21 protein-coding genes and 1 riboswitch are annotated in these 24383 nt (G+C 58.5%); of the genes, 20 read left to right on the forward strand and 1 reads right to left on the reverse strand.

The window, feature by feature from the left end; all coding sequences use genetic code 11:
* Positions 1 to 20: 20 nt before the first annotated feature.
* The 12 genes from HM1_RS08360 to HM1_RS08415 all read left to right on the forward strand — a co-directional run bounded on the left by HM1_RS08360 (position 21) and on the right by HM1_RS08415 (position 11598).
* The gene (locus HM1_RS08360) at positions 21 to 752 is read left to right on the forward strand and encodes a DUF4430 domain-containing protein (protein WP_012282919.1); all 732 of its coding nucleotides are present in this window, start codon (positions 21 to 23) and stop codon (positions 750 to 752) included.
* Positions 722 to 1699, forward strand: a complete 978-nt coding sequence (locus HM1_RS08365) for an energy-coupling factor transporter transmembrane component T (RefSeq protein ID WP_236995004.1) — start codon at positions 722 to 724, stop codon at positions 1697 to 1699. The genes HM1_RS08360 and HM1_RS08365 overlap by 31 nt, the downstream gene beginning before the upstream one ends.
* Positions 1672 to 3435: an ABC transporter ATP-binding protein gene (locus HM1_RS08370; protein ID WP_012282921.1), complete on the forward strand. Its 1764-nt coding sequence runs from the start codon at positions 1672 to 1674 to the stop codon at positions 3433 to 3435. Before HM1_RS08365 ends, HM1_RS08370 begins: the two co-directional genes overlap by 28 nt.
* Complete coding sequence (locus HM1_RS08375) at positions 3416 to 4120, forward strand: ECF transporter S component (RefSeq protein ID WP_012282922.1); 705 nt, start codon at positions 3416 to 3418, stop codon at positions 4118 to 4120. The genes HM1_RS08370 and HM1_RS08375 overlap by 20 nt, the downstream gene beginning before the upstream one ends.
* A 144-nt stretch (positions 4121 to 4264) precedes the next feature.
* Positions 4265 to 5761, forward strand: a complete 1497-nt coding sequence (locus tag HM1_RS08380) for a deoxyribodipyrimidine photo-lyase (protein ID WP_012282923.1) — start codon at positions 4265 to 4267, stop codon at positions 5759 to 5761.
* A gap of 181 nt (positions 5762 to 5942) precedes the next feature.
* A complete protein-coding gene (locus HM1_RS08385) occupies positions 5943 to 6395 on the forward strand; it encodes an RrF2 family transcriptional regulator (RefSeq protein ID WP_012282924.1) in 453 nt (150 codons plus the stop codon).
* Positions 6396 to 6450: 55 nt separating this feature from the next.
* A complete protein-coding gene (gene nifS / locus HM1_RS08390; RefSeq protein ID WP_012282926.1) occupies positions 6451 to 7617 on the forward strand; it encodes a cysteine desulfurase NifS in 1167 nt (388 codons plus the stop codon).
* Positions 7618 to 7619: 2 nt separating this feature from the next.
* Positions 7620 to 7997, forward strand: a complete 378-nt coding sequence (gene nifU / locus HM1_RS08395; RefSeq protein WP_012282927.1) for a Fe-S cluster assembly scaffold protein NifU — start codon at positions 7620 to 7622, stop codon at positions 7995 to 7997.
* Between the two features lie 219 nt (positions 7998 to 8216).
* The gene (gene mnmA, locus HM1_RS08400; protein ID WP_012282928.1) at positions 8217 to 9374 is read left to right on the forward strand and encodes a tRNA 2-thiouridine(34) synthase MnmA; all 1158 of its coding nucleotides are present in this window, start codon (positions 8217 to 8219) and stop codon (positions 9372 to 9374) included.
* Positions 9375 to 9460: 86 nt separating this feature from the next.
* Complete coding sequence (locus tag HM1_RS14650; RefSeq protein ID WP_012282929.1) at positions 9461 to 10189, forward strand: PRC-barrel domain-containing protein; 729 nt, start codon at positions 9461 to 9463, stop codon at positions 10187 to 10189.
* Positions 10190 to 10206: 17 nt separating this feature from the next.
* Positions 10207 to 10398, forward strand: a complete 192-nt coding sequence (locus HM1_RS08410; protein WP_012282930.1) for a hypothetical protein — start codon at positions 10207 to 10209, stop codon at positions 10396 to 10398.
* 102 nt (positions 10399 to 10500) lie between these two features.
* Positions 10501 to 11598 (forward strand): AI-2E family transporter, encoded by a 1098-nt coding sequence (locus HM1_RS08415; RefSeq protein WP_012282931.1) that lies wholly within the window; start codon positions 10501 to 10503, stop codon positions 11596 to 11598.
* Positions 11599 to 11988: 390 nt separating this feature from the next.
* Here HM1_RS08415 and HM1_RS08420 read toward each other — a convergent pair whose 3' ends face one another.
* Entirely contained in the window at positions 11989 to 13611 is a 1623-nt protein-coding gene (locus HM1_RS08420; protein ID WP_012281187.1) for an IS1182-like element ISHmo2 family transposase, read from the reverse strand.
* 149 nt (positions 13612 to 13760) lie between these two features.
* Between HM1_RS08420 and HM1_RS08425 the strand changes: the two genes are divergently transcribed.
* From HM1_RS08425 to lysA, 8 genes are all read left to right on the forward strand, one after another.
* The gene (locus HM1_RS08425) at positions 13761 to 14777 is read left to right on the forward strand and encodes an IS110 family RNA-guided transposase (RefSeq protein ID WP_012282932.1); all 1017 of its coding nucleotides are present in this window, start codon (positions 13761 to 13763) and stop codon (positions 14775 to 14777) included.
* Between the two features lie 453 nt (positions 14778 to 15230).
* A complete protein-coding gene (locus tag HM1_RS08430; RefSeq protein WP_049754089.1) occupies positions 15231 to 15887 on the forward strand; it encodes an FmdE family protein in 657 nt (218 codons plus the stop codon).
* Positions 15888 to 15901: 14 nt separating this feature from the next.
* A complete protein-coding gene (locus HM1_RS08435; protein WP_148207179.1) occupies positions 15902 to 17497 on the forward strand; it encodes an ABC transporter substrate-binding protein in 1596 nt (531 codons plus the stop codon).
* 152 nt (positions 17498 to 17649) lie between these two features.
* Complete coding sequence (locus HM1_RS08440) at positions 17650 to 18489, forward strand: ABC transporter permease (protein ID WP_236995005.1); 840 nt, start codon at positions 17650 to 17652, stop codon at positions 18487 to 18489.
* Complete coding sequence (locus tag HM1_RS08445; protein ID WP_012282936.1) at positions 18479 to 19336, forward strand: ABC transporter permease; 858 nt, start codon at positions 18479 to 18481, stop codon at positions 19334 to 19336. The genes HM1_RS08440 and HM1_RS08445 overlap by 11 nt, the downstream gene beginning before the upstream one ends.
* Complete coding sequence (locus HM1_RS08450; RefSeq protein ID WP_236995006.1) at positions 19317 to 21056, forward strand: ABC transporter ATP-binding protein; 1740 nt, start codon at positions 19317 to 19319, stop codon at positions 21054 to 21056. Before HM1_RS08445 ends, HM1_RS08450 begins: the two co-directional genes overlap by 20 nt.
* A 325-nt stretch (positions 21057 to 21381) precedes the next feature.
* Entirely contained in the window at positions 21382 to 22176 is a 795-nt protein-coding gene (locus HM1_RS08455) for an MBL fold metallo-hydrolase (RefSeq protein ID WP_236995007.1), read from the forward strand.
* Between the two features lie 126 nt (positions 22177 to 22302).
* Positions 22303 to 22525: riboswitch (Lysine riboswitch) on the forward strand.
* Positions 22526 to 22683: 158 nt separating this feature from the next.
* A complete protein-coding gene (gene lysA, locus HM1_RS08460) occupies positions 22684 to 23997 on the forward strand; it encodes a diaminopimelate decarboxylase (RefSeq protein ID WP_012282939.1) in 1314 nt (437 codons plus the stop codon).
* The last annotated feature ends 386 nt before the right edge of the window (positions 23998 to 24383 follow it).

A 24383-nucleotide genomic window follows, 5' to 3' on the forward strand; every position in this document is an offset into this window, starting at 1 on the left:
CAGTCTAGGAGGTGAAGGCGATGGGCAAGAAAATCGGCTGGCATTGGGGATTTTTGCTGGTTCTCTTGGCCCTGTTGTTTGGGGCTGTCTCTCTTTCCGGAAACAGCGGCACATCGGAGAACATACAGACGGCGCTGAGCACCGCTGCCGATAGGGATGCTTACGAGAAAGCCCAAGGGGCGGTCGCGAAAGAGCCACCTGTTCTACAGAACACCTCCACTCAACCGAGTGAGGAAGGAACGCAAAAGGGCGTTCCTTCCTCGCCTGCTTCCAAGGAGCTGACGAAAGGCGTAGAAAAGGCCCCTTCAGGGATGAGCAAGTCAGCCGAGATTCCTGCAGTGACAGGCGGCAAGGAGGCAAAGGGAGAAACAGAGGCTTCTGTAGATAAAGAAATCCCTAAGGGTCTCTCTGTGTCGATTGCCGTCGTCGGCCAAAAGGGAGAACTGCTTTTCGGACCGGAGAGCGTCTTGATCAAAGACGATAACCGTTGGGGTAAAACGCCCCTGGGAGCGCTGGAGGCGACAGGATTGCGGTATGGCATGGGCGCAGGTTTCGGAAGTTTTGTCACCAGCATCAACGGCCAGGTTAACCAGGGGATGCGCGGTTGGATGTACAAAGTCAATGATGAGACGCCCATGGTGGCCGCCAACCAAAAAGCAGTGCAAAGGGATGATCGGATCATCTGGTGGTACAGCAATGAGATGGATGCGCCGAGCCCCGATTGGGAGGCGCTGCTGCAACAGAAACGATGACCGATGCAGCGCAACGGCGGAATCAGCCGATTCATGTTTTAGAGAGCGCATCGATACTGACCACCTTGCATCCGGCGGCTGCCTTGACCTATGCTGTCTCACTCCTCTTTCTACTCATGTTCATCGACCACCCCCTCTTTCTCGCCGGCGCTCTCGCGGTTCAAGCCGTCACGATCGCGGCCTTGGGCCGGTGGGCAAAATGGAACGAGGCGATGGGCTTCGCTCTGCCCATGAGTACGCTGATCCTGCTCATCAACCCGCTCCTGGTGCGGTCTGGGGAGACGGTCCTCTGGAGCGGACCGACCATCCCGTTGCTGGGACCGCTGTTCATCACCATGGAAGCTGTGGCCTACGGCGCGGCTATGGCCTTGAAACTGCTCAATGTCCTCAGCCTGTTTTTTATTTACAGCGGCATGCTCTCACCTGACGATCTGCTGCATCTCTTCTCCAGGGTGGCCTTTCGCTCGACTATGGTGATCTCCTTGGCGACGCGGCTTTTTCCGACGATGCGCCGGCGGCTGGAACAGATCCGTCAGATCCAGGAAATGCGGGGCGTACGTTTTGACGAGGGGACCATCGGGGAGCGGGTGGGCAAGTATGCCGGACTGGTGGAAGCGCTGCTCTTGGCATCACTGGAAGATTCGTGGGAAACGGCAGAGGCAATGGAGGCGCGCGCCTTCGGCGTCGGCCCCCGTACGAGTCACCGCCGTAAGCGTTGGCGGCGGCGCGACAGCCTCTGTATGGGCGGGGCGATCCTGTCCCTCGCTGCTGCTGTCGCGGGCGCCTGGGAGGGTATGCTGCTCTACGCCTATTACCCGGCCCTCGCTCCCCTTCACGGTGATGTTAAGACGCTTACGGCTTTGGCCTCTATCCTGGCGGGGTTGCTGGTCCCGGTAATCCTGCATTGGGGGTGTCGCAAATGGACCTTTATTCGCTCCGCGATCTGAGCTATTTCTATCCTGAAAAAAGGCAGCCTGCCTTGCGCATCAACAGCTTGCGCATCGAAGACGGGGAGTTTGTCCTGGTGTCCGGCTTATCTGGATCGGGAAAATCAACGCTGGCTCGGGCCTTGGCGGGGCTCGTTCCCCGTTTTTACGGCGGCCGGTTCAGCGGCGAACTGCGTTATCAAGGCCGCCTGCTGATCGATCTGCCGCGGCGAGAACTCGCCCGGGAGGTGGCCATCGTCTTTCAAGATCCGGAAAAGCAACTGGTCATGACCGAGGCGGAAGCGGAAATCGCCTTCGGATTGGAGAATCTAGGCCTTTCCCCAGCTGATATGGCGGCGCGGATCGCCGAGGTGATGAGCTTCTTTCAACTGTCTGCGCTCAAAGGGCGGGAGATCTGGACATTGTCCGGCGGACAGCAGCAGAAGGTGGCCCTCGCGTCGGCGCTGGCCATGCAGCCGCGCGTCCTCATCCTCGATGAGCCCACATCCCAATTGGATCCGGCAGCCGCCGAGGAAATCCTGAGTCTTGTCAAGCGGCTGAATGAGGACTTGGCGATGACCATCGTGCTGGTGGAGCAGCGCCTGGACCGGTGCTTCCATCTGGCCGACCGCGTCTTGTACATGGAAGAAGGGGCTATCGTTTTTAACGGTTCGCCTGGGGAGATGGCCCAGTGGGGCGCCTGTCGAGCGGGCACCCTTGCGCCACCGGTGGCTCGTTTCTTTGCCGGAATGGGCCTGTCGCCTGTTCCGATTACCGTCAAAGCCGGGCGCAAAGCCCTTGCGGCGCTGCTCTCTCGGGAAGGCGAACCGGAACGAGCACTCTCTCTATCCCCGCCGACAACCTCCAATGCATCGAACCTTCCGGAGCTAGCCACGTTGAAGGGCCGGAAGGGAGTTCCGCCAGCTAACGCTGCTGTATCGCTGGATCGGATCTGGTTTAGCTACCCTGACGGGTGGGAGGCGTTGCAGGATGTCAGCCTGAGCGTCGCGCCGGGAGACTTTTTGGCGCTCCTGGGGCCGAACGGCGCCGGCAAATCGACACTCTTGCGGCTCATCGCCGGGTTGTTAAAACCGGGGCGGGGCCGCTGTTCCTTATCATCGGCAAAGCAAGGGGTTCGCTCCCTCCATGCCGGTGGGCGGATCGGCTACCTGGCTCAAAACCCGAACGACTACCTGCTTCAGGACACGGTAGAAGCGGAAGTGGCCTTCGGGCGACGCAATTTTGGCCTCCCCGACGACGGGACGGTGGAGAGGCTTTTGCAAGAGCTCCGACTCGAAGCCTACCGCGGCGTTCACCCTCGCGATCTGAGCGGCGGGGAACGGCAGCGGGTAGCCATCGCCGCCGTCTTGGCCACCGATCCGGAAATCCTCTTGCTCGACGAACCGACGCGGGGGATGGATGAGCAGCTGAAAGACGAACTGGGCGCGCTGTTGCGACGGCGGATGGATGGTGGGGCCGCTGTAATCCTTGTTACCCATGATGTGGAGTTTGTCGCCCGCCACGCGACGCGCGTGGCGATCCTTGACGGCGGCAGGGTGGTCAGAGAGGGCGGTTTGTTGACCGTGCTGGGGGAGTCGCTCTTTTACTCGACCCAGATCAGCCGCCTGTTTCGCCATGCAGCGCCTCAGCTCCTGACGCCGGAAGCCGCCTGGGCAGCTTTTCGGGATGTAGGTCGGCAGGCGCGCAAGCAAGCGGAGGGAAGGGAGGCGGACGTCCATGTGGCCTGCTTGGCCTAAACTGCAAGTTCCGCTCATCCTGGCGCTGGCCGCCGGTTCCCTCTTTGCCAGTCTGATCGGAAGAAACATCGTCGGACGGCAGGGTTGGGGATTGTTGGCTCTGGAGATGGTCTTTCTGGCGCTGCTGCTGCTCTTCTGGGCTTTTGAGCGAAAAGAGATCTGTTCCCGCGAACTCGCCATGATCGCCGTCCTGGGCGCGCTGGCGGCAGTGGGCCGGATCCCTTTTTCCGCCTTGATGGGCATCCAGCCGGTCACCTTTTTGACGGTCCTCTCCGGCGCAGTCTTCGGTCCCCGGGCAGGGTTCATGGTCGGGGCGACGGCAGCGCTCGTGTCCAATTTTTTTCTCGGCCAGGGACCCTGGACGCCTTGGCAGATGTTCAGTTGGGGCATGGCCGGCCTGTCGGCAGGCTTGCTGACACGCTTTTTTCCGGACATTGGGCGGCTTTGGATGCTCGCCTTTCTCTTTGCCTGGGGTTATCTCTACGGGTGGATAATGAACTTCTGGCACTGGAGCGCCTTTGTCCATCCCCATACAGGGCAGTCCTTCTTGCTCACTTATCTGGCCAGCCTGTCCTTTGACACGGTCCATGCCATCGGCAACTGCCTCTTTTACGCCCTTTTTGGTAAACGATTTACGATGATACTCCAGCGTTTTCGCAATAAGCTGCAGGTGGCGGTGTCATAAAAAGGACTTTCAAAGGGAAAAAGCGTGGGCGGTTCAAGAGCATTTGGCGCAATGGGCGATAGCGCGGTGCTTGGCACCAGCAGGCGGAGATGATAAGTTAAAAGGAGGGGGACTTGCGCTCTTTTACATAGGAGGTTTGAATTTTTGATTCAACGCGAACGAATCCAAGTCCTTAACGCTGGCTCTGCTCAGGCGGGTCGGTATGTTCTCTATTGGATGCAAGCCAGCCAGCGGGCTGAATACAACCATGCCTTGGAATACGCCATCGGGGAGGCCAACAAACTGGGCCTGCCCGTGCTCGTTTTCTTCGGCCTGACAGGAGGCGTACCCGGCGCAAATGCGCGTCATTACCGTTTCTTGTTGGAGGGGCTCTGCGATGTTCGGGAGGCCTTGCAACGCCGGGGCATCGCCATGATCATCCGGCGCATTCCTCCGGTGGAGGGTGTCGTCGCGCTCGCCCGGCGGGCCGCCCTCGTCGTCACTGACCGAGGCTACCTGCGCTACCAGCGCCAGTGGCGGGAGGCTGCCGCCGCCCGGATCGACTGTCCCTTCATCCAAGTGGAAAGCGATGTCATCGTCCCTGTCGAGACGGCGTCGCCGAAAGAGGAGTATGGGGCGGCCACGTTTCGGCCCAAGATCAAAAGGCTGCTGGACACTTTCCTGGTTCCATTGGAGGAGCGGGATACGGATTGCCCAGCTCCGGATGTTGAAGCATTGCTCGATGAGGCGCTTCCCGGAGAACCGGTTTTTGCCGACTCCGCTACCCCCCTGTCGTCGATCGTGACTGCCCTGTCCGTCGACGCCTCCATCTCCCCGGCCAGGGGCTGGCGGGGCGGTTCAAAAGAAGCCCACCGTCGCCTTGACGATTTCCTGGGCAAGAAGCTCTTCCGTTATCATGAAGACAAAAAGGACCCCTCCCTCGACGGCCTCTCTGAGCTGAGCCCCTTCCTGCATTTTGGCCAGATCTCACCGTTGGAGGTGGCATTGAAGGCCCGGCAGGCTGTTGCAACAGACCTATCCCTTGATGGAACGGGCTTATCCCTCGATGGCACAGGCCCATCCCCCGTCGGTGTGGGCCCATCTCCCAACCCCGGTCTGGCTGCTTTTTTGGAAGAATTGATCGTCCGCCGCGAACTGGCCATGAACTTCGCCTACTACAATCCCGCCTATGACCAATTCGCCGCCCTGCCCGCCTGGGCGCAGGCAACACTGCATAGCCACCGGCTCGATAGCAGAGAATTCAACTATACAAAGGCGGAATTGGAGAACGCCTGCACCCATGACCGCTACTGGAACGCCGCCCAGACCGAACTTGTCCTGCGCGGCAAGATGCACGGCTACATGCGCATGTACTGGGGCAAGAAGATCCTCGAATGGACGGCCGATCCGGAGAGGGCCTACCGGATCGCCGTCGAACTGAACGACACCTACGCCCTTGACGGGCGCGATCCCAACGGCTACACCGGCATCGCCTGGTGTTTCGGCAAACATGACCGGCCCTGGGGCGAGCGGGCCATCTTTGGCAAGGTCCGTTACATGAACGCCGCCGGCCTGCGCCGCAAATTCGACATCGAGGCCTATGTCCGGAAGGTGGAGAACTTGGTCGAAGAGAACGAAAAAAACGGTAAAAGCGGGGTTTGACAAATCCCGAGTGCCATGGTAAACTATACCCCAAGAAATCCTATTAAATTAGTAGGGTATGCGCGGGACCTGTCCCCGATGGCGTTACAGAGTAGACAGCGAGCGGATCGCCAAACTTTTTACCAGAACGCCCCAGAAATCGAACCAGAGCAAGACAGCGATACGACCGAGAGGTGGTGCCATGAAACTCTCGACGAAGGGACAATACGGTGTGCGAGCCATGTTCGAACTGGCCATGCAGTACGGCCAGGGACCCGTCTCCTTGAAGCTTGTGGCCGAGCGCCAGGACATATCGGAGCATTACCTCGAACAGATCATCGCCGGATTGCGCAAAGCCGGCCTCGTCAACAGCATCCGGGGCGCCCAAGGGGGCTACGTCCTCGCCAGGGATCCCGCCGAGATCACTGTCGGCGACATCATCCGCGTCCTCGAAGGACCGGTGGCCCCCGTCGACTGTGTCAACGACGACATCCCCGAGCGCTGCACCCGCGCCAGCCAGTGCATCTCCAAGCGGGTCTGGGCCAAGGTGCGCGACTCGATCGAACAGGTCATCGATTCCATCACACTGGCGGACATGTGCAAAGACGCTGAAAAGATGAAGTATGACGAGGGCGCCTTCATGTACCACATCTAGCGAAACAGACAGACTTTTTCGCTGCGCCCATTTGAAAATCGGAGGAGAGAGAGCCATGCGACGCGTCTACCTCGATCACGGCGCGACCACGCCCGTCCATCCCGCAGTCATCGAAGCCATGGTCGACTGTATGCAAAACCATTTCGGCAACCCGTCGAGCGTCCATTCCTTCGGCCGGGAGGCGAAAAAGCTCCTGGAAGAGGCGCGGGCGAAGGTGGCCCACCTGATCGGCGCTCGACCGGAAGAGATCATCTTCACCAGCGGCGGCACCGAGGCCGACAACTTGACCATCTTCGGCGTCGCCCGGGCCATGCGCAAAAAGGGCAACCACGTCATCACCTCGGCGGCGGAGCACCACGCCGTCCTCGACGCCTGCCAGGCGCTGACCAAAGAAGGCTTTGAAGTCACCGTGCTGCCTGTCGATAAATACGGCATGGTCCGCGTCGAGGACGTGAAGGCGGCCCTCAAGCCGGAGACCGTCTTGGTCACGATCATGCATGCCAACAACGAGGTCGGCACGATCAACCCCATCAAGGAGATCACCCAACTCGTCAAGGCCCATGGCGCCGTCATGCACACCGATGCCGTCCAGACCGTCGGCAAAATCCCCGTCGACGTGAACGACCTCGGCGTAGACCTCCTGTCCCTCTCCTCCCACAAGATCTACGGCCCCAAGGGGGTCGGTGCCCTCTATATCCGCAAAGGGACCAAACTGTTCCCCCTCTCCCACGGCGGCGGTCAGGAGCGCAAGCGCCGCCCCGGCACGGAAAACCTGCCTGGCATCGTCGGATTCGGCAAGGCCGCCGAGATCATGGCCCGCGAACTGCCTGAAGAAATGGGGCGCATGGGTCGACTGCGCCAACGCCTGATCGAGGGTCTGCTGGCCATCCCCGAGGTGCAACTGAACGGCCACCCCACTGAGCGTATCCCCATCAACGTGAACGTGTCGATCAAATACATCGAAGGTGAATCGCTGCTGCTGATGCTGGACATGAAAGGCATCGCTGCCTCCTCCGGCTCTGCCTGCACCTCCGGATCCCTGGATCCCTCTCACGTCCTGCTCGCCATGGGCATCTGCCACGAAGTGGCCCACGGCTCGCTGCGGCTGACGCTGGGACGGGACAACACCGAGGAAGATATTGAATATGTGCTGGACGTGCTGCCGCCGATCGTCGAACGGCTGCGGGCCATGTCCCCGCTCTATGCCAACAAGGAGGGCTGAGCATGTATACCGATAAAGTGATGGATCACTTTATGAACCCTCGCAACGTCGGCGAGATTGAAAACGCCAGCGGCGTCGGCGAAGTGGGCAACGCCTCTTGCGGCGACATCATGCGTATTTATCTTGACGTTGAGGACAACATTATCAAAGACGTGAAGTTTAAAACCTTCGGCTGCGGCGCCGCCATCGCCACCAGCTCCATGGTGACAGAGCTGATCAAGGGCAAGACCATCGACGAGGCGCTGGGGTTGACGAACAGAGCCGTCGCCGACGCCCTCGGCGGCCTGCCGCCCCAAAAGATGCACTGCAGCAACCTGGCCGCCGACGCGCTCCATAAAGCCATCGCCGATTACAAGGCGAAGCAGGAGGCGAAGAGGTAGCGGAGATGCCCCTTGCAGCGGCGCCTCTAAGGGCGAAGGCGGCCGGATGCCGAGTGCGGCTTGACTGAATCGCATCGGATTCAGAACCCGGATGGGCCTTGCCTGTCCGGGATGTCGCTGTACCGCCTGTAGCTATCGAAATGATCATCAGAACCGATCGGCCGAAAGGATTACCGGAAAAGTGAACATGAAATAGATAATCGAAAGAACGGGATTCAAGTGAAAGAGACCGTAGTAGTGGCGATGAGCGGCGGCGTCGATTCTTCTGTGACGGCCGCTCTTTTGTTGGAACAAGGCTATGACGTGATCGGCGTGACCTTGCAGATCTGGCCGAAAGACGCCCCGGAAGGCGCCGAAGGGGGCTGCTGCTCCTTGTCGGCCGTCGAGGACGCCAAGCGGGTCGCCTCTAAACTGGGCGTCCCTCACTATGTGCTGAACTTCCGCGACTACTTTGAAACGGAGGTCATCGAATACTTCGGCCGCGAGTATTTGGCCGGCCAAACGCCCAACCCTTGCATTCGCTGCAACCGGGTGATCAAGTTCGAGGGCCTTTTGCAAAAATCGCTCGCCCTCGGCGCTGCCAAAGTGGCCACCGGCCATTACGCCCGCATCGAGCAGGACAGTGCCACGGGCCGCTACCGCCTGGGCCGGGGCATTGACGCGAACAAAGACCAGTCCTACGCCCTCTTTAACATGACCCAGGAGCAGCTCTCCCGGACGCTCTTCCCGCTGGGCGGTTTTACCAAGCCGGAGATCCGTGAAAAGGCGGCCCAACTGGGCCTGGCCGTCGCCTCCAAGCCCGACAGCCAAGAGATCTGCTTCATCCCCGACAACGACTACCGGCGCTTCTTGGAGGAACGCTACCCCGACCACCGCTTCCAGCCTGGTCCCTTCGTCGATCAGGAGGGCAATGTCATCGGCACGCACCGGGGGTTGCCCTTTTACACGGTAGGCCAGCGCAAGGGCCTGGGCGTCGCCTTCGGCTTTCCGGCCTACGTGATCGCCCTCGATGTGGAACACAACGCCGTCGTCATCGGCCCTGACGAGGCGGTGAAAGGCCGGCGGCTCCTGGCCGACGACCTCAACTGGATCGACATTGCGGGCCTGAAAGCGCCGATGGAAGTGGAGGCCAAGATCCGCTACAGCGCCTCACCGGCAATAGCGGTCATCTCTCCCGTCAAAGACGGTTCCGCCGTCATCGTAGAATTCGCTGCGCCCCAGCGGGCGATCACGCCGGGACAAGCCGTCGTCTTTTACCGGGGCGATTGGGTCGTCGGCGGCGGCACCATCGTTCGCAACCTGGATCTGAAGCTGCCCGAGATCCGTCATCCCGAGCCGAAGCCAGTGAAAGGCGTCAAGGCGAAAGGACGAGTATAAAAGCCGTCCGCTGCCGTCAACAATAGATCATGGAAAAGTTCCCAAAAGCCGCTTCAACGCTAACATGAGGGGAGACCGCCGCAGCAGTGCGAAAGGGAAGAGATATCATTCACCTGCCTGTGGTTCACTCTGCGACGGGCAAGACCGTCGGCCGGGTCACCGATTTGATCGTCAACACCAGGGAAGGCCGGGTGACGGGGTTGCTGCTGGCGGCAGAAGGGGAAAGCGCCAACCGGCGCATCGATTGGACGCAGGTCATCTATGATCGGGACGTGATCCGGACCGAAGCGGAGCCAGCGCCTCATGACCCGGCGTCGCTTGAGCCGAAGCCACATGATCGAGCGGGACATGATTCTGCGTCCCACGAATCGGCCGGTCATGCGCTAGCGATGCAAGAGCCAGCGGGTCATGCGCCTGATGATCAGGCGCCTTTGTCTAACGTCCCAGCGGCTTACGATCTGGTCAATCATGAGCCCCCAACTGACGATCAGGTTCGTCATGAGCAAGCGCCTTGCGAACCAGCACATGAGCAGGCATCGCCTGGCGAACCGTCTCCGGCGACTCCGGTCCTCCTCTGCCTGTCTCGTTGTGAGGGCCATCCCGTGCGGACCCAGGCAGGCCGTCCCTTGGGGCAGGTGGGCGACATCCTCTTTGACCCTGCCCAGGGCCAACTCACGGCGGTAGAGGTTTCTGATGGCCTGATGCAGGACCTGCTTACAGGGCGGCTCCAGCTTCCCTGGCCGGACGTAACAGAATGGCGGGCCGATACGGTCATCGTGGCTGATCACTGGCAGGACGCGTGGCAGCGGGAATAGCAAAGGGAGGGACTTCCATGAGCTGCCCTGTCTGTGGCGGGAAGCAGGTTGGCAAGGTCGGCGTGAACCAGTTCTACTGCTGGAATTGCTTTATCGAGTTCAACGAGCGGAATGAGATCTTCGAGGTCGCCGAAGACGGCAGCCTGATGGCCCTGGAGCCCGATCCGCCGTTGATGGATCTCGATGGGGCGAATGCGGCGCCGGTGTAAAATTGGGCGAAGGTTGCGCTGTCTCGATGGGACGAACGCTGCGCCCTAGGGAAAAGGGAGCTTGCGGCGCGAATCCTGCGCCGATTTCGAATAAGGCGTTGAGTGGAAGGAAAAGCCCGCGTCATAGGCGGGCTTTTCGGATTCTCCGGCGAAAAACATGTGGAGGTGGAGACGGCGTTGCCGAAAGGCCGTTGGCGCATCCTGCTTGTAGCTGGATTCTGGGCGATCGTGCTCCTGCTGTCGTACCTGTTGCGGCAGACCTTGGTTCCCTTTGCCGTGGCTTTCGTGCTGGCTTATCTGCTCTATCCCGGCGTGGTCTGGTTGGAAAAAGGGGGGCTAAGCCGCGTGGTGAGCATCCTCGCCGTCTTCGCCGTCGTCTTCGGCGGTTTTGCCAGTCTCATCGCCTTCGGCATGCCGCGCATCTTCAGCGAACTGAACCGCTTCAGTGTCCAGCTTCCTCAATACACCCAGCAAATGCAGGCATGGCTCGCCCGCATCCAGCAGGACATGATTCAGTCCGGCTTCCCGCCAGGCATTCAACAGGTCTGGAGCGACACCCTCGCCCGGGGGGAAGCGACGATTCTGGCGGCGGTGCGCTGGCTCCTGGAGAGCGCCGTCAGCCTCGCTGAAAACGCCTTCGACATCGTCCTGATCCCGGTCATGAGCTTCTATTTCCTTCGCGACTGGGAAGCCATCGGCAAGGGGAGCTTAAACCTCGTCCCCCAGAACCTGCGCGCTCATGTGCAGATCGTCGGCGGGGAAGTGAACCGCATATTGCGGGCCGTTGTCCGCTGCAACTTCCTTATGGCCCTCGTCGTCGGCGTGCTGACCACCGTCGGTCTCACCCTGATCGGCCTCGAATACAGCCTGCTCATCGGCATCATCGCCGGCATCGCCGATCTGATCCCCTACTTCGGCCCCCTCATCGGCATGGTTCCGGCATTGGTCGTCGGCCTGCTCGAATCGCCGCGGCTTGCCCTCTATGCCGTCCTGATCATGATCGTCGTCCAGCAGATCGAAGCAAACCTGCTCTCGCCGAAGCTCTTGGGCGACTCAGTGGGACTCCATCCCTTGGCCGTCATCTTCGCCCTCCTCGCCGGCGGACACCTCTTTGGCATCGTCGGCCTGCTCCTGGCCGTGCCGGTGGTGGCGGTTGGAAAAGTGGTGGGGCGGTATGTGCTGTTGAAGGTGTTGGTGTGATACTTAACATAACAAGGGTGAGGTCAGGGTAAGGGTGAGGTTAGGGTATGACCCCAGTCTTGTCTTGGCCTTTCAACTGGTTCGCGAGCTGGAGGTCTCGATCGGAGAACCGTTCTGTTACAGACCGGAGCAAGCTGAACCCGGTCTGTGACTGCCGTAGCCTGACATCCCCGCGACGAGCAAATGAGTTACAGACCGAAGCAAGCTGAACTTAGTCTGTGACTGGCAAGTCCTAAAAGAGGCCGTCTAGAAAATAAGCAAATTCCCTAGCCAGCCCTTGCAAAAGCATGATTTTTTAATACAAACAGCAAAAAACTAGAGTCTTTTTATCGGTCTCACCGGCCCTTTTTGAGGATTTTCCTCAAAAAGGGCAGATCTCCCCCTTGCACCTTATGCGGCTTTTTTGAAAGCAACACCGCGTAAGGCACTCACCTCCAACACCATGGTTGCATTCTTATCATTTCGTAGACGGTTGAGTTTTTGAAAGTTCGCCGCTAACGCGCTGAGCCGGGCGGCATAAGCCAGATTTCGTTTTCCGATACGGCGAACCCGGCGCAGTCCGTAACGGTTGACCAGTTCATTTTGCTTGGCTTCGATGCGGCTGCGAAGACGCATCTGTTCCTTATAGATTTTCGTTTGGGAGTGCTTTGCCGCCTCGAGCATGACACCATAGGCGTTGTGAATAAAAATCGTGCGCCGATGTTTCTTTTCTTTAAAACAGGTCGTGTAACGAGGGCAGTGCTTGCAATCATGGTCCTTGGCGCGAAGCACGAAGTTCTTCCCATCTGCCACTTCCGAATAGGTGGTGATGACTTTTCCTCTCGGGCAGATCAGTTGTGTTTGGTCTTCGGAAACTTGAAATCCCTCGCCCGCGAGGATATCACATTTTGTCTTTGGTGAAAGTGGCGCCACTACGTCAATGCCTTTTTCCTTGAGGGTGACACGGTCATCGCCCGCACCATAGTGGGTATCTCCAATGATCGTCGGGTTTTCTACACAATCGGTGGGAAGCTGATCCGCTAACGGCACCAGACTGGAGCCGTCATAGTCGTTGGCTTTCATGGCCTCGGCGGCGGCGATAAATCCGGAATTTCCGACTTCGACGATGGCCATCTTATACCCGCGCCATTTCGTCTTGCCCTTACAACCGAAACGGGCTTCGCTGTCTACAGCCGAAACTATCATATCTTTGACAGAACCGCCGGGGGCTATCTCAAGAGTTCCATCATCTTTCCGAATGATTCGTTCACGGAGGATACGGCAAAGCAAAAGGGCGTAATGAATGACATCGGGCTTCTTCTTCCACGAAGCCTCCGATGACTCCACGTAGGCCAGCAGTTCGTCAGCCTCGCTGACCACTTCAACAAGCCGTTCCATTTTGGCCTTATCGTCCAGGTTATGCTCTTTCACTTCCGTCACTGTTTCCAGGTAACGTACCGCCCGAGGGGCATGGGGGATTGCATGCCATGGAACACTGTATTGCTTCGCCAAAAGACGCACCAACAGGCGCATGGCTTGGCGGATCAGTTCGATGGTCGTGGGGGCACTGATGGGAGCTATGACATGGGTCGTGTCCGTTATCCAAGGTTCTTTCCCTGTCAAAACGCCCAGGTAGTACATCAACCGGATAAAGCGATCGAGATAGACCTTATCAAGTTCCTTTTGGATGAGCCGTTGCCGGTGGACGCCAAAATTGGCGTGATCAATGCCCGGTTCATCGAGGGCCATTCCTAACGCAAACTTGACCTCGATGTTCACACGTGTCTGTGCTTCCATCCCCCGGTCTGTTTCGCCCAGCATTTCCTGTAACATGCAGGCCATCGTCATCTGCCGGGCCGCATGACTGGGACGTCCGTTGTCAAGGCAATAGAGACCTGTAAAATCCTCCGGTTGTATTAATAGGGGCGCCAATTCACGAAACAGGCGAAAGACGGAATCGGCAGGCACAAGTTGGTCCCAGAGGGCTGCAAAGTCGTAAAAGCTAACTTGGGGGTCCACATCGAATCGAAACAAGGTACATCGCCTCGCTATAAACAGTCTTTGTACCTATATCCTTCGACGCGAAGAGTCGAATTCCCTTTAAATTCCACCAATTTCCATATAAAAACGTCTTGCTTTTTGCCCTCTCTTGAGGGGGTTTTTAGACAGACTCTTATAATCTGTTGGAATTATTCGGGATTGAAGCTTGGGTGGTCAATGCGCAGCATATTAAAATGGTTCCTGGGCGAAAGACGGACGTTAAAGATGCGGAGTGGATTGCGAGCTTGATGCGGCACGGGCTTCTGAAACGAAGCTTTATTCCGAACCGACCTCAGCGGGAACTTCGGGAATTACTCCGATATCGCAAAAGCATGATTGATGAACGAAGTCGAGAACTGAACCGAATGCAAAAAGTTCTCGAAGGAGCCAACATTAAGCTGGCATCCGTCGCTTCGGATATCCTTGGTGTATCATCTCGCAAGATGATCGAAGGTATCATTGAAGGTCAGTCTACACCGGAGGAACTTGCTCAACACGCCAAAGGGCGGATGAAAGCGAAGAAAGATGAATTGGCCAAAGCATTGGATGGATTGGTGGGACCTCACCAACAAATGATGCTGAGCGAGCAATTGAAACATCTTGACTACCTGGATGAGCAAATCAAACGATTGGATCATGCCGTAGCTCGCCAAATGAACATGGCGGAAGAATTGATCCAGCTCCTTGATACCATACCGGGTGTGGGTCGTCGTACAGCAGAGCATCTGCTGGGGGAGGTCGGACTCGATATGTCCCGATTTCCCGACGCGGCGCATTTAGCCTCTTGGGTGGGTATGGCTCCAGGGAATAACGAAAGTGCCGGAAAGCGAAAGTCCGGGAGGACACGTAAGGGAAATAAGCATCTTCGCAGCGCATTGGTCGAAGCAGGGCGTGCAGCAACTAGAACGAAAGATACCTTTCTTTCCGCCATGTACCACCGAATCGCGGCTCGACGTGGAAAAAACCGAGCGGCCCTCGCGGTGGGACATCGAATTCTCGTGATCTTCTATCACATTGTTACAAATCGTGAACCGTATAAAGAGCTCGGGGCAAATTATCATGACCAGCGGCGAAAGCAGTCTGTGGTGAATCGGACCGTGAAACGTCTTGAAGCCATGGGATATAAGGTAACGATTGAGGAAACAAGTCAGGCCGCATAAAAATGATGTTGATATTTACAGGTAATGTTTTCTAGGCGGTTTAGCAATGGGCTGTCCCGGGCATCCTATTGTATTTTTTTGGAAAAGTTTTCAGGGTAGTTTCACTGGATGACCCGCTATGTAGGGGATATCCAGCAACTCTCGGTCAGGCAATCCCAGCAGCTTTTGGGCATTTTAGGCCAGCGTAAACAGGGTTGAACCGCGCGAGTCCCGCCGGAGAGACTTAGCGGAGATTGCAGAAAAAGGCGATCAGAAGTGTAAAAATTGATTGTGAAGATCGGTGCGAAAAAGGATTTTTCTCGGTAAGCGCCAATAGATAAGTGTCAATAGCAAGGAAACGAGGGAGCCATGAAGGTTCCAATGCCTTAGCAGAAGCAGAGGCTTGGTTCTTCGTGGCTTTTTTGTTTGTCTAGATTCGTATGCCTAGAAGAAGCACGAAAGGTGGACGCTCCAATGAACCTTCAACAGGACAATCAACAGGACAATCAAGTGGATACCCGGAACTGGCAGGAACAAGAGCGCTGGCAACAATGTGTGCGCTTTCATGGTCATGCCTGTCCCGGCTTGGCCATCGGCTTTCGGCAGGCGCTCATCGCCATGGAGGCGCTGAAAGTGAAGCGCGACGGCGATGAGGAACTCTTCGCCGTTATCGAGACGGACGCCTGCGGCGCGGACGCCGTCCAGTGGTTGACCGGGTGCACGATCGGCAAAGGCAATCTGATCTATCGCGATCGGGGTAAGCACGCCCTGACACTGGCCGATCGAAAGAGCTGTCAAGCCGTCCGCGTGGTTACCCTTCCTGGCGAATCGCATAGGGATAGACGGAGTGCCGAACTCCGGGCCAAGGTGATGGCTGGGGAGGCCACGCCAGAGGAACGATCCGAGTGGAGCCGTTTGCAACAGGCGCGCATGAACGATTTGCTGCGCATGCCGGTTGAAGCCTTGTTCCGGATTACAGCGGTTCCCATGCCTCCGGTGCAAAAAGCCAGACTCTTCAATACGGTTGTCTGTAGCCGCTGTGGCGAGCCCCTGGCCGAGTCACGGGCGCGTTTGGCTGATGGCAAGCCTGTTTGCCTTGATTGCCACCCTGACTACAGCCGAGGTTGGTAGAAGGAGGGGCAATGATGAAAGCATGGACGAAGCAGACAGCCCGCCCTCTGGCCGGCCTTGTGACAACCCTGTTTCTGGTTATGACCTTGCTGTCCGGATGTGTCGGCCAACCGGCGCAGAAGGCGGTTCAAAGCGGGCCAATCGACACCTATACCATTGCCGATCCCCGGGGCGACTGGGGTTTTCCCTCTCCCTGGGGCCACTACCAGCGGGGGCCCGGTTATCTGCGCATGAGTTTTCTCTACGATACGCTGATCTGGAAAGACGAGCAGGGCTTTACGCCTGCCTTGGCCAGTCATTGGAGTTACGATGAAGGGACCAAGGCCTACCGTTTTGCACTGCGCGATGACGCCCTTTGGCATGACGGACAAAAAGTCACTGCCGGCGACGTTCTGTTCACCTTTGAGTATATGAAAAAGCATCCCTATCCATGGGTTGACTTGAGCGAAGTGGAGAAGGTGGAGGCTGTCGACGCGCAAACAGTGCAGATCACTCTCAAGAGGCACTACGCGCCTTTTCTGGAGAACGTTGCCGGTGCCTTGCCCATCCTGCCCCGCCACATCTGGGCTGCGATTGAAAGACCGGAAGAGCATGCCGAAAAAGAAGTGCTCATCGGCTCCGGTCCTTACCGGCTCGTCGATTACAGCAAGGAGCACGGTACATACCTCTATCAGGCCAACGACCGCTATTACGGCGGCAAGCCGAAGGTGGCGCAGATCCGTTTTGTGAAACTGAATGAAAGCATGGCCGCTGCCGCGCTGACCAAGGGGGAGGTGGACGCGGCCCAAATTCCGGGAGAGACGGCGGAGCAAATGAGGCAAGTCGGCATGCAGGTGATCCGAGGGCCTCATTTCTGGAACGCCAAGCTGATGTTCAATCACCAGAAGGCGCCGTTTTCAGACAAAGCTTTTCGCCAGGCCCTGGCTTATACGATTGACCGTCAGGAACTGGTGGCCAAATCGCTGCGCGGACAAGGCGCTCCGGCCAGTCCTGGCCTGATCCCGCCCGACAGCCCTTGGCATGAGCCGCAGGTGACGCCTTACACTGCCGATCTGGAGAAAGCCAGGGAGCTGTTGGCGTCGCTGGGATATTTTTTGGAACAGGGGAGCCTGGTCAAAGAGTGTCGGGAACTGTCTTTGGAACTCCTCTGTTCGCCTGATAACGGGCGCGACGGGGAGATCATCAAAGAGCAATTGGCCCGCATCGGGATCAAGGTCCGCGTAAAAAGTCTGGAAGCCAAGACCGTGGACGCCAAGGTCGGCGCATGGGATTTTGACCTGGCCGTCAGCGGTCATGGGGGCATCGGCGGTGACCCGCAGTTTTTCAGCAGGATGATCACCGGGCAGGGCTTTCTCAGTGCCCGCTACAACGACAACAGCCGGTTGAATGCATTATTGAATGAACAACTGTCCGCCATGGATGAAGAGAAACGCAAGGAACAGGTGCGGGAGGCTCAGCGTATCTACGCGGAGGATCTGCCGGCCTTGAGCCTCTACTACCCCACAGACTACTGGTGCCATAACGGCAAGGTAAACCTCTTTTACACACAGGGCGGCATCTCCGTCGGCATCCCGCTGCCCCTCAATAAACTGGCTTTCGTGCGGCCCTGAACGAGAGAGTGATGTTTTTGGGCAAGTCTTCACGAAAAGGCCTCCTCACGCATCTCTTCGCGTTGCTTGTTCTGATAACGCTGAATTTTGTTCTGCCTCGTTCGATGCCGGGGGATCCTTTACAGGCCCTTGGGGAAGAGGCGTTGCTGTGCATGAGTGAGGAGACTAAGGCTGAACTGATCCGCCGTATGGCCCTGGACCAGCCCTTGTCGGCTCAGTTTGTCTCATATTGGGTGAACCTGCTGCAGGGCGATCTGGGCTACTCTTACGCCTATCAGGCGCCCGTCAGCGCCGTCATCGGTGGCGCCCTTCCCTGGACGTTGGCCCTGACAGGTGTGTCCCTGTTGCTTTCCTTCTCGATTGGTCTGTTGGCGGGCATCTATTCCGGCTGGCGCCGCGGCCATCCTGTCGATCGCGGCCTCTCCTTGGCCATGGTGGCTCTCAGCGGTTTGCCCAACTACTTCATCGGCGTGCTCTTGCTGTTGCTCTTCGCCGTCCAGCTAGGCTGGTTCCCGCTTTCGGGCGCCGTGACCGCTTATGCGGGATGGACAGGGCTGCGCTGGCTCGGTGATGTGATCGCCCACATGATCCTCCCGGTCGTCGCCTTGACCTTGGCCACTTTGCCCGAGTTTTATTTGTTGACTCGCAGCGCCATGGTGAACATCCTGGACGCGCCCTTCATGCGGACGGCCCGAGCGAAGGGCGTCGGTCCCTGGAGACTCCAATTTCGCCATGGCGGGCGTAATGCGTTGCTCCCTTCTGTGGCCCGGCTGGGTGTCTTGGCCGGCAAGGCGTTGACCGGGGCATTGTTTGTAGAGATGGTTTTTGCCTACCCGGGCTTGGGCCATGTGATCCATCAGGGGTTGCTGTCCAGGGATTACCCCTTGGTGCAGGGCCTCTTCTTCATCGTCGCCTGCCTGGTGATCACCTGCAACCTGCTGGCGGACAAGCTGCTGCAAAAGCTGGATCCGAGGGTCAACGATGCATATTAATTACCGCCAACGCTTTATTTCCCATCCCCTCGGGCGGCTGGGGCTGACGCTGGCTGCCGCTTTCGCCGCCCTTTGTCTCATCGGACCTTGGCTGTCTCCCTATGCGCCGCAGGCTACTTCTTATGCCCTTTTTGCGCCCCCCTCGGGGGAACACTGGCTGGGCACCAACGATGTGGGCCAGGACATTCTGGCCTGTCTGCTTGCCGGCGGTCGCACCTCCTTCCTGGTAGCCCTCGGGGTGGCTTTTTCATCGACGGCCCTCGCCTGCCTTGTCGGCGCTCTTTCGGCCATGGGCGGGGGCTGGGTCGACCGGTTGCTGATGAGGTTGACCGATGTGCTGCTGGCTGTACCTCATCTGGTGCTGATCCTGTTGGTCTCCACCTACCTCAGTCCATCGCCTTGGTTGGAGATCGCCCTCTTCTCGCTGCTGCTCTGGGGACCGGGGGCGCGGGTGATCCGAGCGCAGGCGCTGTCGCTGAAAGAAAGGGCGGCTGTCTATGCGGCCGCTGCTTTTGGCGCCGGGAAGAGCTATCTCTTTGCTCGCCATATCTTTCCCGATCTGGTTCCCCTCCTGTCGGTGCTGTTCTTGCAGGGCGCCCGGCAGGCCGTCTTCATGGAGGCGGGACTGTCTTTTATCGGCTTGGCGGACCCCAATACGGTCAGTTGGGGCGCCATGATCCGCCATGCTCTCGGTTTTACCTATCTGGAAGTGTGGATGTGGTGCCTCTTGCCTGTCGGCGCCGCCCTGTCCGTGACGATGGTGGCCTTGACCTGCATCGGTCACGCCCTGGAAGAAATGGTCAAACCACCTGTGGAGGGTCATGGGGTTGAAGATTTGTATCCGTGATGTACAGGTTTGCTTTGGAGGCAAGGAGATAATCGGCGGTGTGGACCTGGACATCGCCCGGGGAGAATCTGTCGCCGTCATCGGTGAATCAGGGGCCGGCAAGACGACGTTGGCCCTCTCCTTGATGGGCCTGAGCGAGGGAGAGAAGGCAGGGGCCATCGTCGTCGAGGGGTTGCCCTTTGGCGAAGCGGAGACAGATCTGCTGCGTCTGTCTGAGGAGAAGTGGCGCGAACTGCGGGGTCGGCACTTTGCCATGGTTTTCCAAAACACAGCGAATGGGCTTAACCCGGTGATCCCTGTGCTCGACCAGGTGGCCGAGGCGGTCTTCGTCCACGGTCTGGCGTCGCCGGAAGGCGCCCGCAAAGAAGCGCGCCAGGCGCTCGTCAAAACCGGTTTTCCCTCCCGGCGGCAGAATGCCTACCCCCATCAATTGAGCGGCGGCCAGCGGCAGCAGGTGATGCTGGCGATGGCGCTGGTCAATAACCCTGATTTTTTGATTTTAGATGAGCCGACTGCTTCCCTCGATCCCATCACCCGTAGCGAGATCCTTGACTGCCTGAAAGGGTTGCAGCGGGAGCGGGCGATGCTGGTCATCACCCATGACCTGGCTACGGCGTCGGCCCTCTGTCAACGGGTGGCGGTGATGTACCGGGGACGGATCGTCGAGGAAGGAGCCCTTTCCGATGTCTTTTCCAGACCGGGTCACCCCTATAGCCGGGCGTTGCTCCGGGCTTATCCCAATATGACGACGACGAAGGACATTCAGGGAATCCGCGATGAATGGGAGGCAATGCTGCTATCTTCCCCGGCGGAGGGATATGCCGAAGCGACGCAGGGGGCGAGTCGGCCGCGCCTGCTGCGGGGCTGCGCCTTTCGACCTCGCTGCACCCAGGCGGTGGACCGCTGCGCGACGGAAAGTCCGGCCCTTCAAGGGCGGGAAGGCCGCAAAATCGCTTGTCACCGGGGCGGTGTTATTCCCTTGATCCGCGTCGAAGGTCTCAGCAAGTCCTTCGGTTCTGTCACAGCCGTGGCGGGGCTGTCCTTTTCCTTGGCCGAAGGGGAAACGCTGGCGATTGTCGGTCAGAGCGGATCAGGGAAAAGCACCATCGCCCGGTTGATCATGGGTTTGGAAAAAGCGGAGGCAGGACAGCTTTTTTTTGAAGAGGCGCCGGTCAGCGCGCGGGGAAAGGATTTTTACCGGAAGGCGCAACTGATTTTTCAGCATCCGCAAGATGCCGTCAGCCACCGCATGACAGTGAGGGAGGCCCTTCTCGAACCGCTCGTCATCCAGGGGCTGGGCAGTAGGGAGGAGCGGGAAGAGCGGATCAAAAAAGCCCTTGTCGAAGTGGGCTTTTTCCCCTCAGAAGCCCTTCTTTCCGCCTATGTTCACTACCTCAGTGGCGGGGAGGCCCAGCGCCTGGTTATCGCCCGAGCGCTGATCCTGAATCCCAAACTGCTGATCGCCGATGAACCCACGTCGGCCCTGGATACTCTGGCTCAGGCGCGTATCTTGAAACTGCTCATGCACCTGCAGGAGCAGCGTGGGTTGGCCATGATCTTTATCACCCATGACCTGGCGCTGGCCCGGAAAGTCAGTGACCGCATCCTGGTGCTTCAAGAAGGGCAGGTGGTGGAGGAGGGGCTGTCCTGGCAGGTGACAGGCATGCCACAGATGCCCTATACGCAGCGCCTGATCGCGGCGGCGCCACGGTTGTTGTAACGAGTGGTCGCGAAAAAGGGAGGAGGGCAGGAGGGAATCAGGCTTTTTCGTCGTACAGTCTAGTAGATGGCAGCAAGACTCCTTCGGTCTGCAGGTACTATGCAAGATCTGCCCCTTGCCGCCTTCGGCCTGCAGAGATCTCTTCGGCCTGCAGAGATCCCATCGGCCTGCGGAGAACCCTTCGGAGGGGACGGTCCCTCAAGTCGCGGGTCAATGAAACAGGAGTGTCAAAGTGGTGATAAAATGCCATGAAGAGAGGAAAGGAAAAGGTTTGGCTCAGCTAGGCTTTGAGGTGACCTTTTGGGGGGTAAGGGGTTCCTTGCCCGTGCCGGGACCATTGACGACTCAATACGGCGGCAACACCGCCTGCGTCCAGGTGCGGATCGGTGAGCGCGACTTTATCATTGATGCGGGATCCGGTCTCTACCATTTGGGACAGGCCTTGCTCAAAAACAACAGCGGACCGATCCGGGGCGCCTTTCTCATCTCTCACATCCACTGGGATCACATCCAGGGCTTTCCCTTCTTTGGGCCTGCTTTCGCTGACCAAAACCGCTTCGCCCTCTATGGTCAGGCGAAGTTGGGACGCACCTTTGCCGATCTGTTTCGGGGGCAGATGCAGCCCCCGTATTTTCCAGTCCTCTTGGAAGCGATGGGGGCGCAACTGGATTTTCACGACCTGTCCGGCGGCGAAGTGCTTGACTTTGACGATGGGATCACTGTGCGGACGGTCTTGACCAACCACCCCGATGGCTGCCTTGCTTACCGGATTGAGCAGGGCGGCCGTTCTTGCTGTTATCTGAGCGACACGGAACACTGCGCCTCGGTAGACCCGGTGCTGAAAGCTTTCATCGCCGGCGCTGACTTGGTCATCTACGACGCCTGTTACACTGATGAGGAATACAAGGGTGAAGGGTTGCAACCGTCTCGGAAGGGCTGGGGGCATTCTACCTGGCAAGAAGGCGTCAAACTGATGCAGGCGGCTGGGGCCAAGACCTTAGTCCTCTTCCATCATGCCGTTGAACGAACCGACGCCGATATGCAGCGGATCGAAGAAATGGCGAAGGCAGCCTACCCCGATTGTCTGGCGGCGCGGGAAGGGATGACGATCCGCCTGTAGCGATCACCTGCCAGCGAAGCCGGGAACAGGGCGGAGGAAGATACTGACGCCTTGACAGCTTTTTTCGACCATGCTAAGATGACTCCAGGTTTATCACAAGTTCATAGAGATGCCTCATCTCCATCGAGGTGAGGTAGAGGCGCGGTTATCAAGAGTAGCTCCGGGAAGGTCCAACGGCATGGACAGCGCACCGGAGGGAAAGGGATCGCCGCCGAAGTTCGGGTTTGCCACACCTGGGCTGGGTCTGCAGTGAAGAACTGCAGGACTGTCACCGTCGGAACATTCCCACTCCTGAATCGGCCTATTTCGCTCGATGACGGAGGTTTCACGGTGGAGCGCTATCTTACGAGATGATTGGGAATCGGAGAGCGGCATTCGCAGGCGTTGACACTAACCGCCGCCGGGAATGACCCCGGCGGTTTTTGTTTTGCCACGAATAAATGCCATTCAATTCCAAACGGCCATATAAAGAAATTAAGCACATTGTGATGAGGGGAGTCGGCAACATTGAAACTACATGGAACTGCTACCATCAACGAACGGGGAAATCTGGCCATCGGAGGCTGTGATGCCACAGACTTGATCAAGGAGTTTGGCAGCCCCTTGTATGTGATGGATGAAGCCCATCTGCGGGAAAACTGTCGGAAGTACTATCAGGCTTTCAGCGCCTCCGGCGCCGGCGAGGTGCTCTTCGCCTCGAAAGCCTTCATGACCATGGCCATGTGCCGCCTGGTGGAGCAGGAAGGGCTGGGGCTCGACGTCGTCTCCGGCGGCGAACTGTACACGGCCCGTCGCGCCGGCTTTCCCATGGAAAAGGTCTATTTTCACGGCAACAATAAGACGCCGGCTGAGCTGCGGCAGGCGATCGAATACGGTGTCGGCCATATCGTCGTCGACAACCTCTATGAAGCTGACTTGCTGAATGCTATCGCCGGTGAGACGGGCGCTCTGGTGCGGGTGCTCCTTCGCATCACCCCGGGCATCGACTGCCATACCCATGAGTTCGTCCGCACCGGCCAGATCGATTCCAAGTTCGGCTTCACCCTGCCTACCGGTCAGGCCCTTGCCGGTGTGAAAGCCGTCCTGGAGCGCGGCAACCTGATTTACGACGGCCTCCACTGCCACATCGGCTCTCAGATCTTCGAGTTGGAATCCTTCGGCTACGCCGCCGAGGTGATGATGACCTTCATTGACGAGATCCGCCGGGAGACGGGCGTCGAAACGGCTATCCTCAACCTGGGCGGCGGCTTCGGTATCCGCTACACCGAGGCCGACACCCCTGGCGACGTGGCCGAATACGCCCGCATCGTGCTCTCTGCCGTCGCCTTGGAGGCGGAAAAGCGCGGCCTGCCCACACCGAAGGTCCTCGTCGAGCCGGGCCGCTCTATCGTCGCCACGGCGGGCACGACCCTCTACACGGTCGGCTCGGTTAAGGAGATCATCGGCGTCCGCAAGTATGTCGCCGTCGACGGCGGCATGACCGACAACCCCCGTCCGGCCCTCTACGGCTCCCGCTATGAATCGATGCTGGCCAACAAGGCCACCCAAGAGCCCGAAGAGGTCGTCTCTGTCACCGGTAAGTGCTGCGAATCGGGCGACATGCTCCTCTGGGACGTGTCCCTGCCCAAAGTCGAGTCCGGCGATATCCTCGCCGTCTCCTGCACCGGCGCCTACAACTACACCATGTCCATGAACTACAACCGCATCGGTCGCCCTGCCGTGGTCTTTGTCCGCGATGGCAAGGCGGCGGTCGTCGTCGAACGGGAGAGCCTCGATGATCTGATCCGCAACGACCGGATCCCTCCGTACCTGCAACGGTAGAACGAACCGGTCCGATCCGCAAGCGGCGAATCCCCCTTGGTAAAGGCTGCGCCCACAATGATGCGGCGCGATTCAGTGACCATCGCTGTTTGACGGGTACCGACGAAAGGTGGTGAAGCACATGTCGGAAAAGTTCTACGAGATGATGATCGAACAGATGAATCAGTCCCAGAATCCCCAAGCGGTACGCTCGGGAACCGACGATGCCGCTGACACCACGCCGGAAAAAAGCGGCCGGTAATCGAAGGATGTATTGAATCAAAACGGTGATAAAAGCGGTGGCGCTGATGCCGCCGTTTTTTTTATTCCGGAAGGGCCTCCATCCTCAGCAAAAGGGCAAGAAGTGGAAAGAATCAAAGCGCCTATGCTATAATGTACGTTATGAG

The sequence above is a fragment of the Heliomicrobium modesticaldum Ice1 genome, from assembly GCF_000019165.1.
Lineage (GTDB): Bacteria > Bacillota > Desulfitobacteriia > Heliobacteriales > Heliobacteriaceae > Heliomicrobium > Heliomicrobium modesticaldum.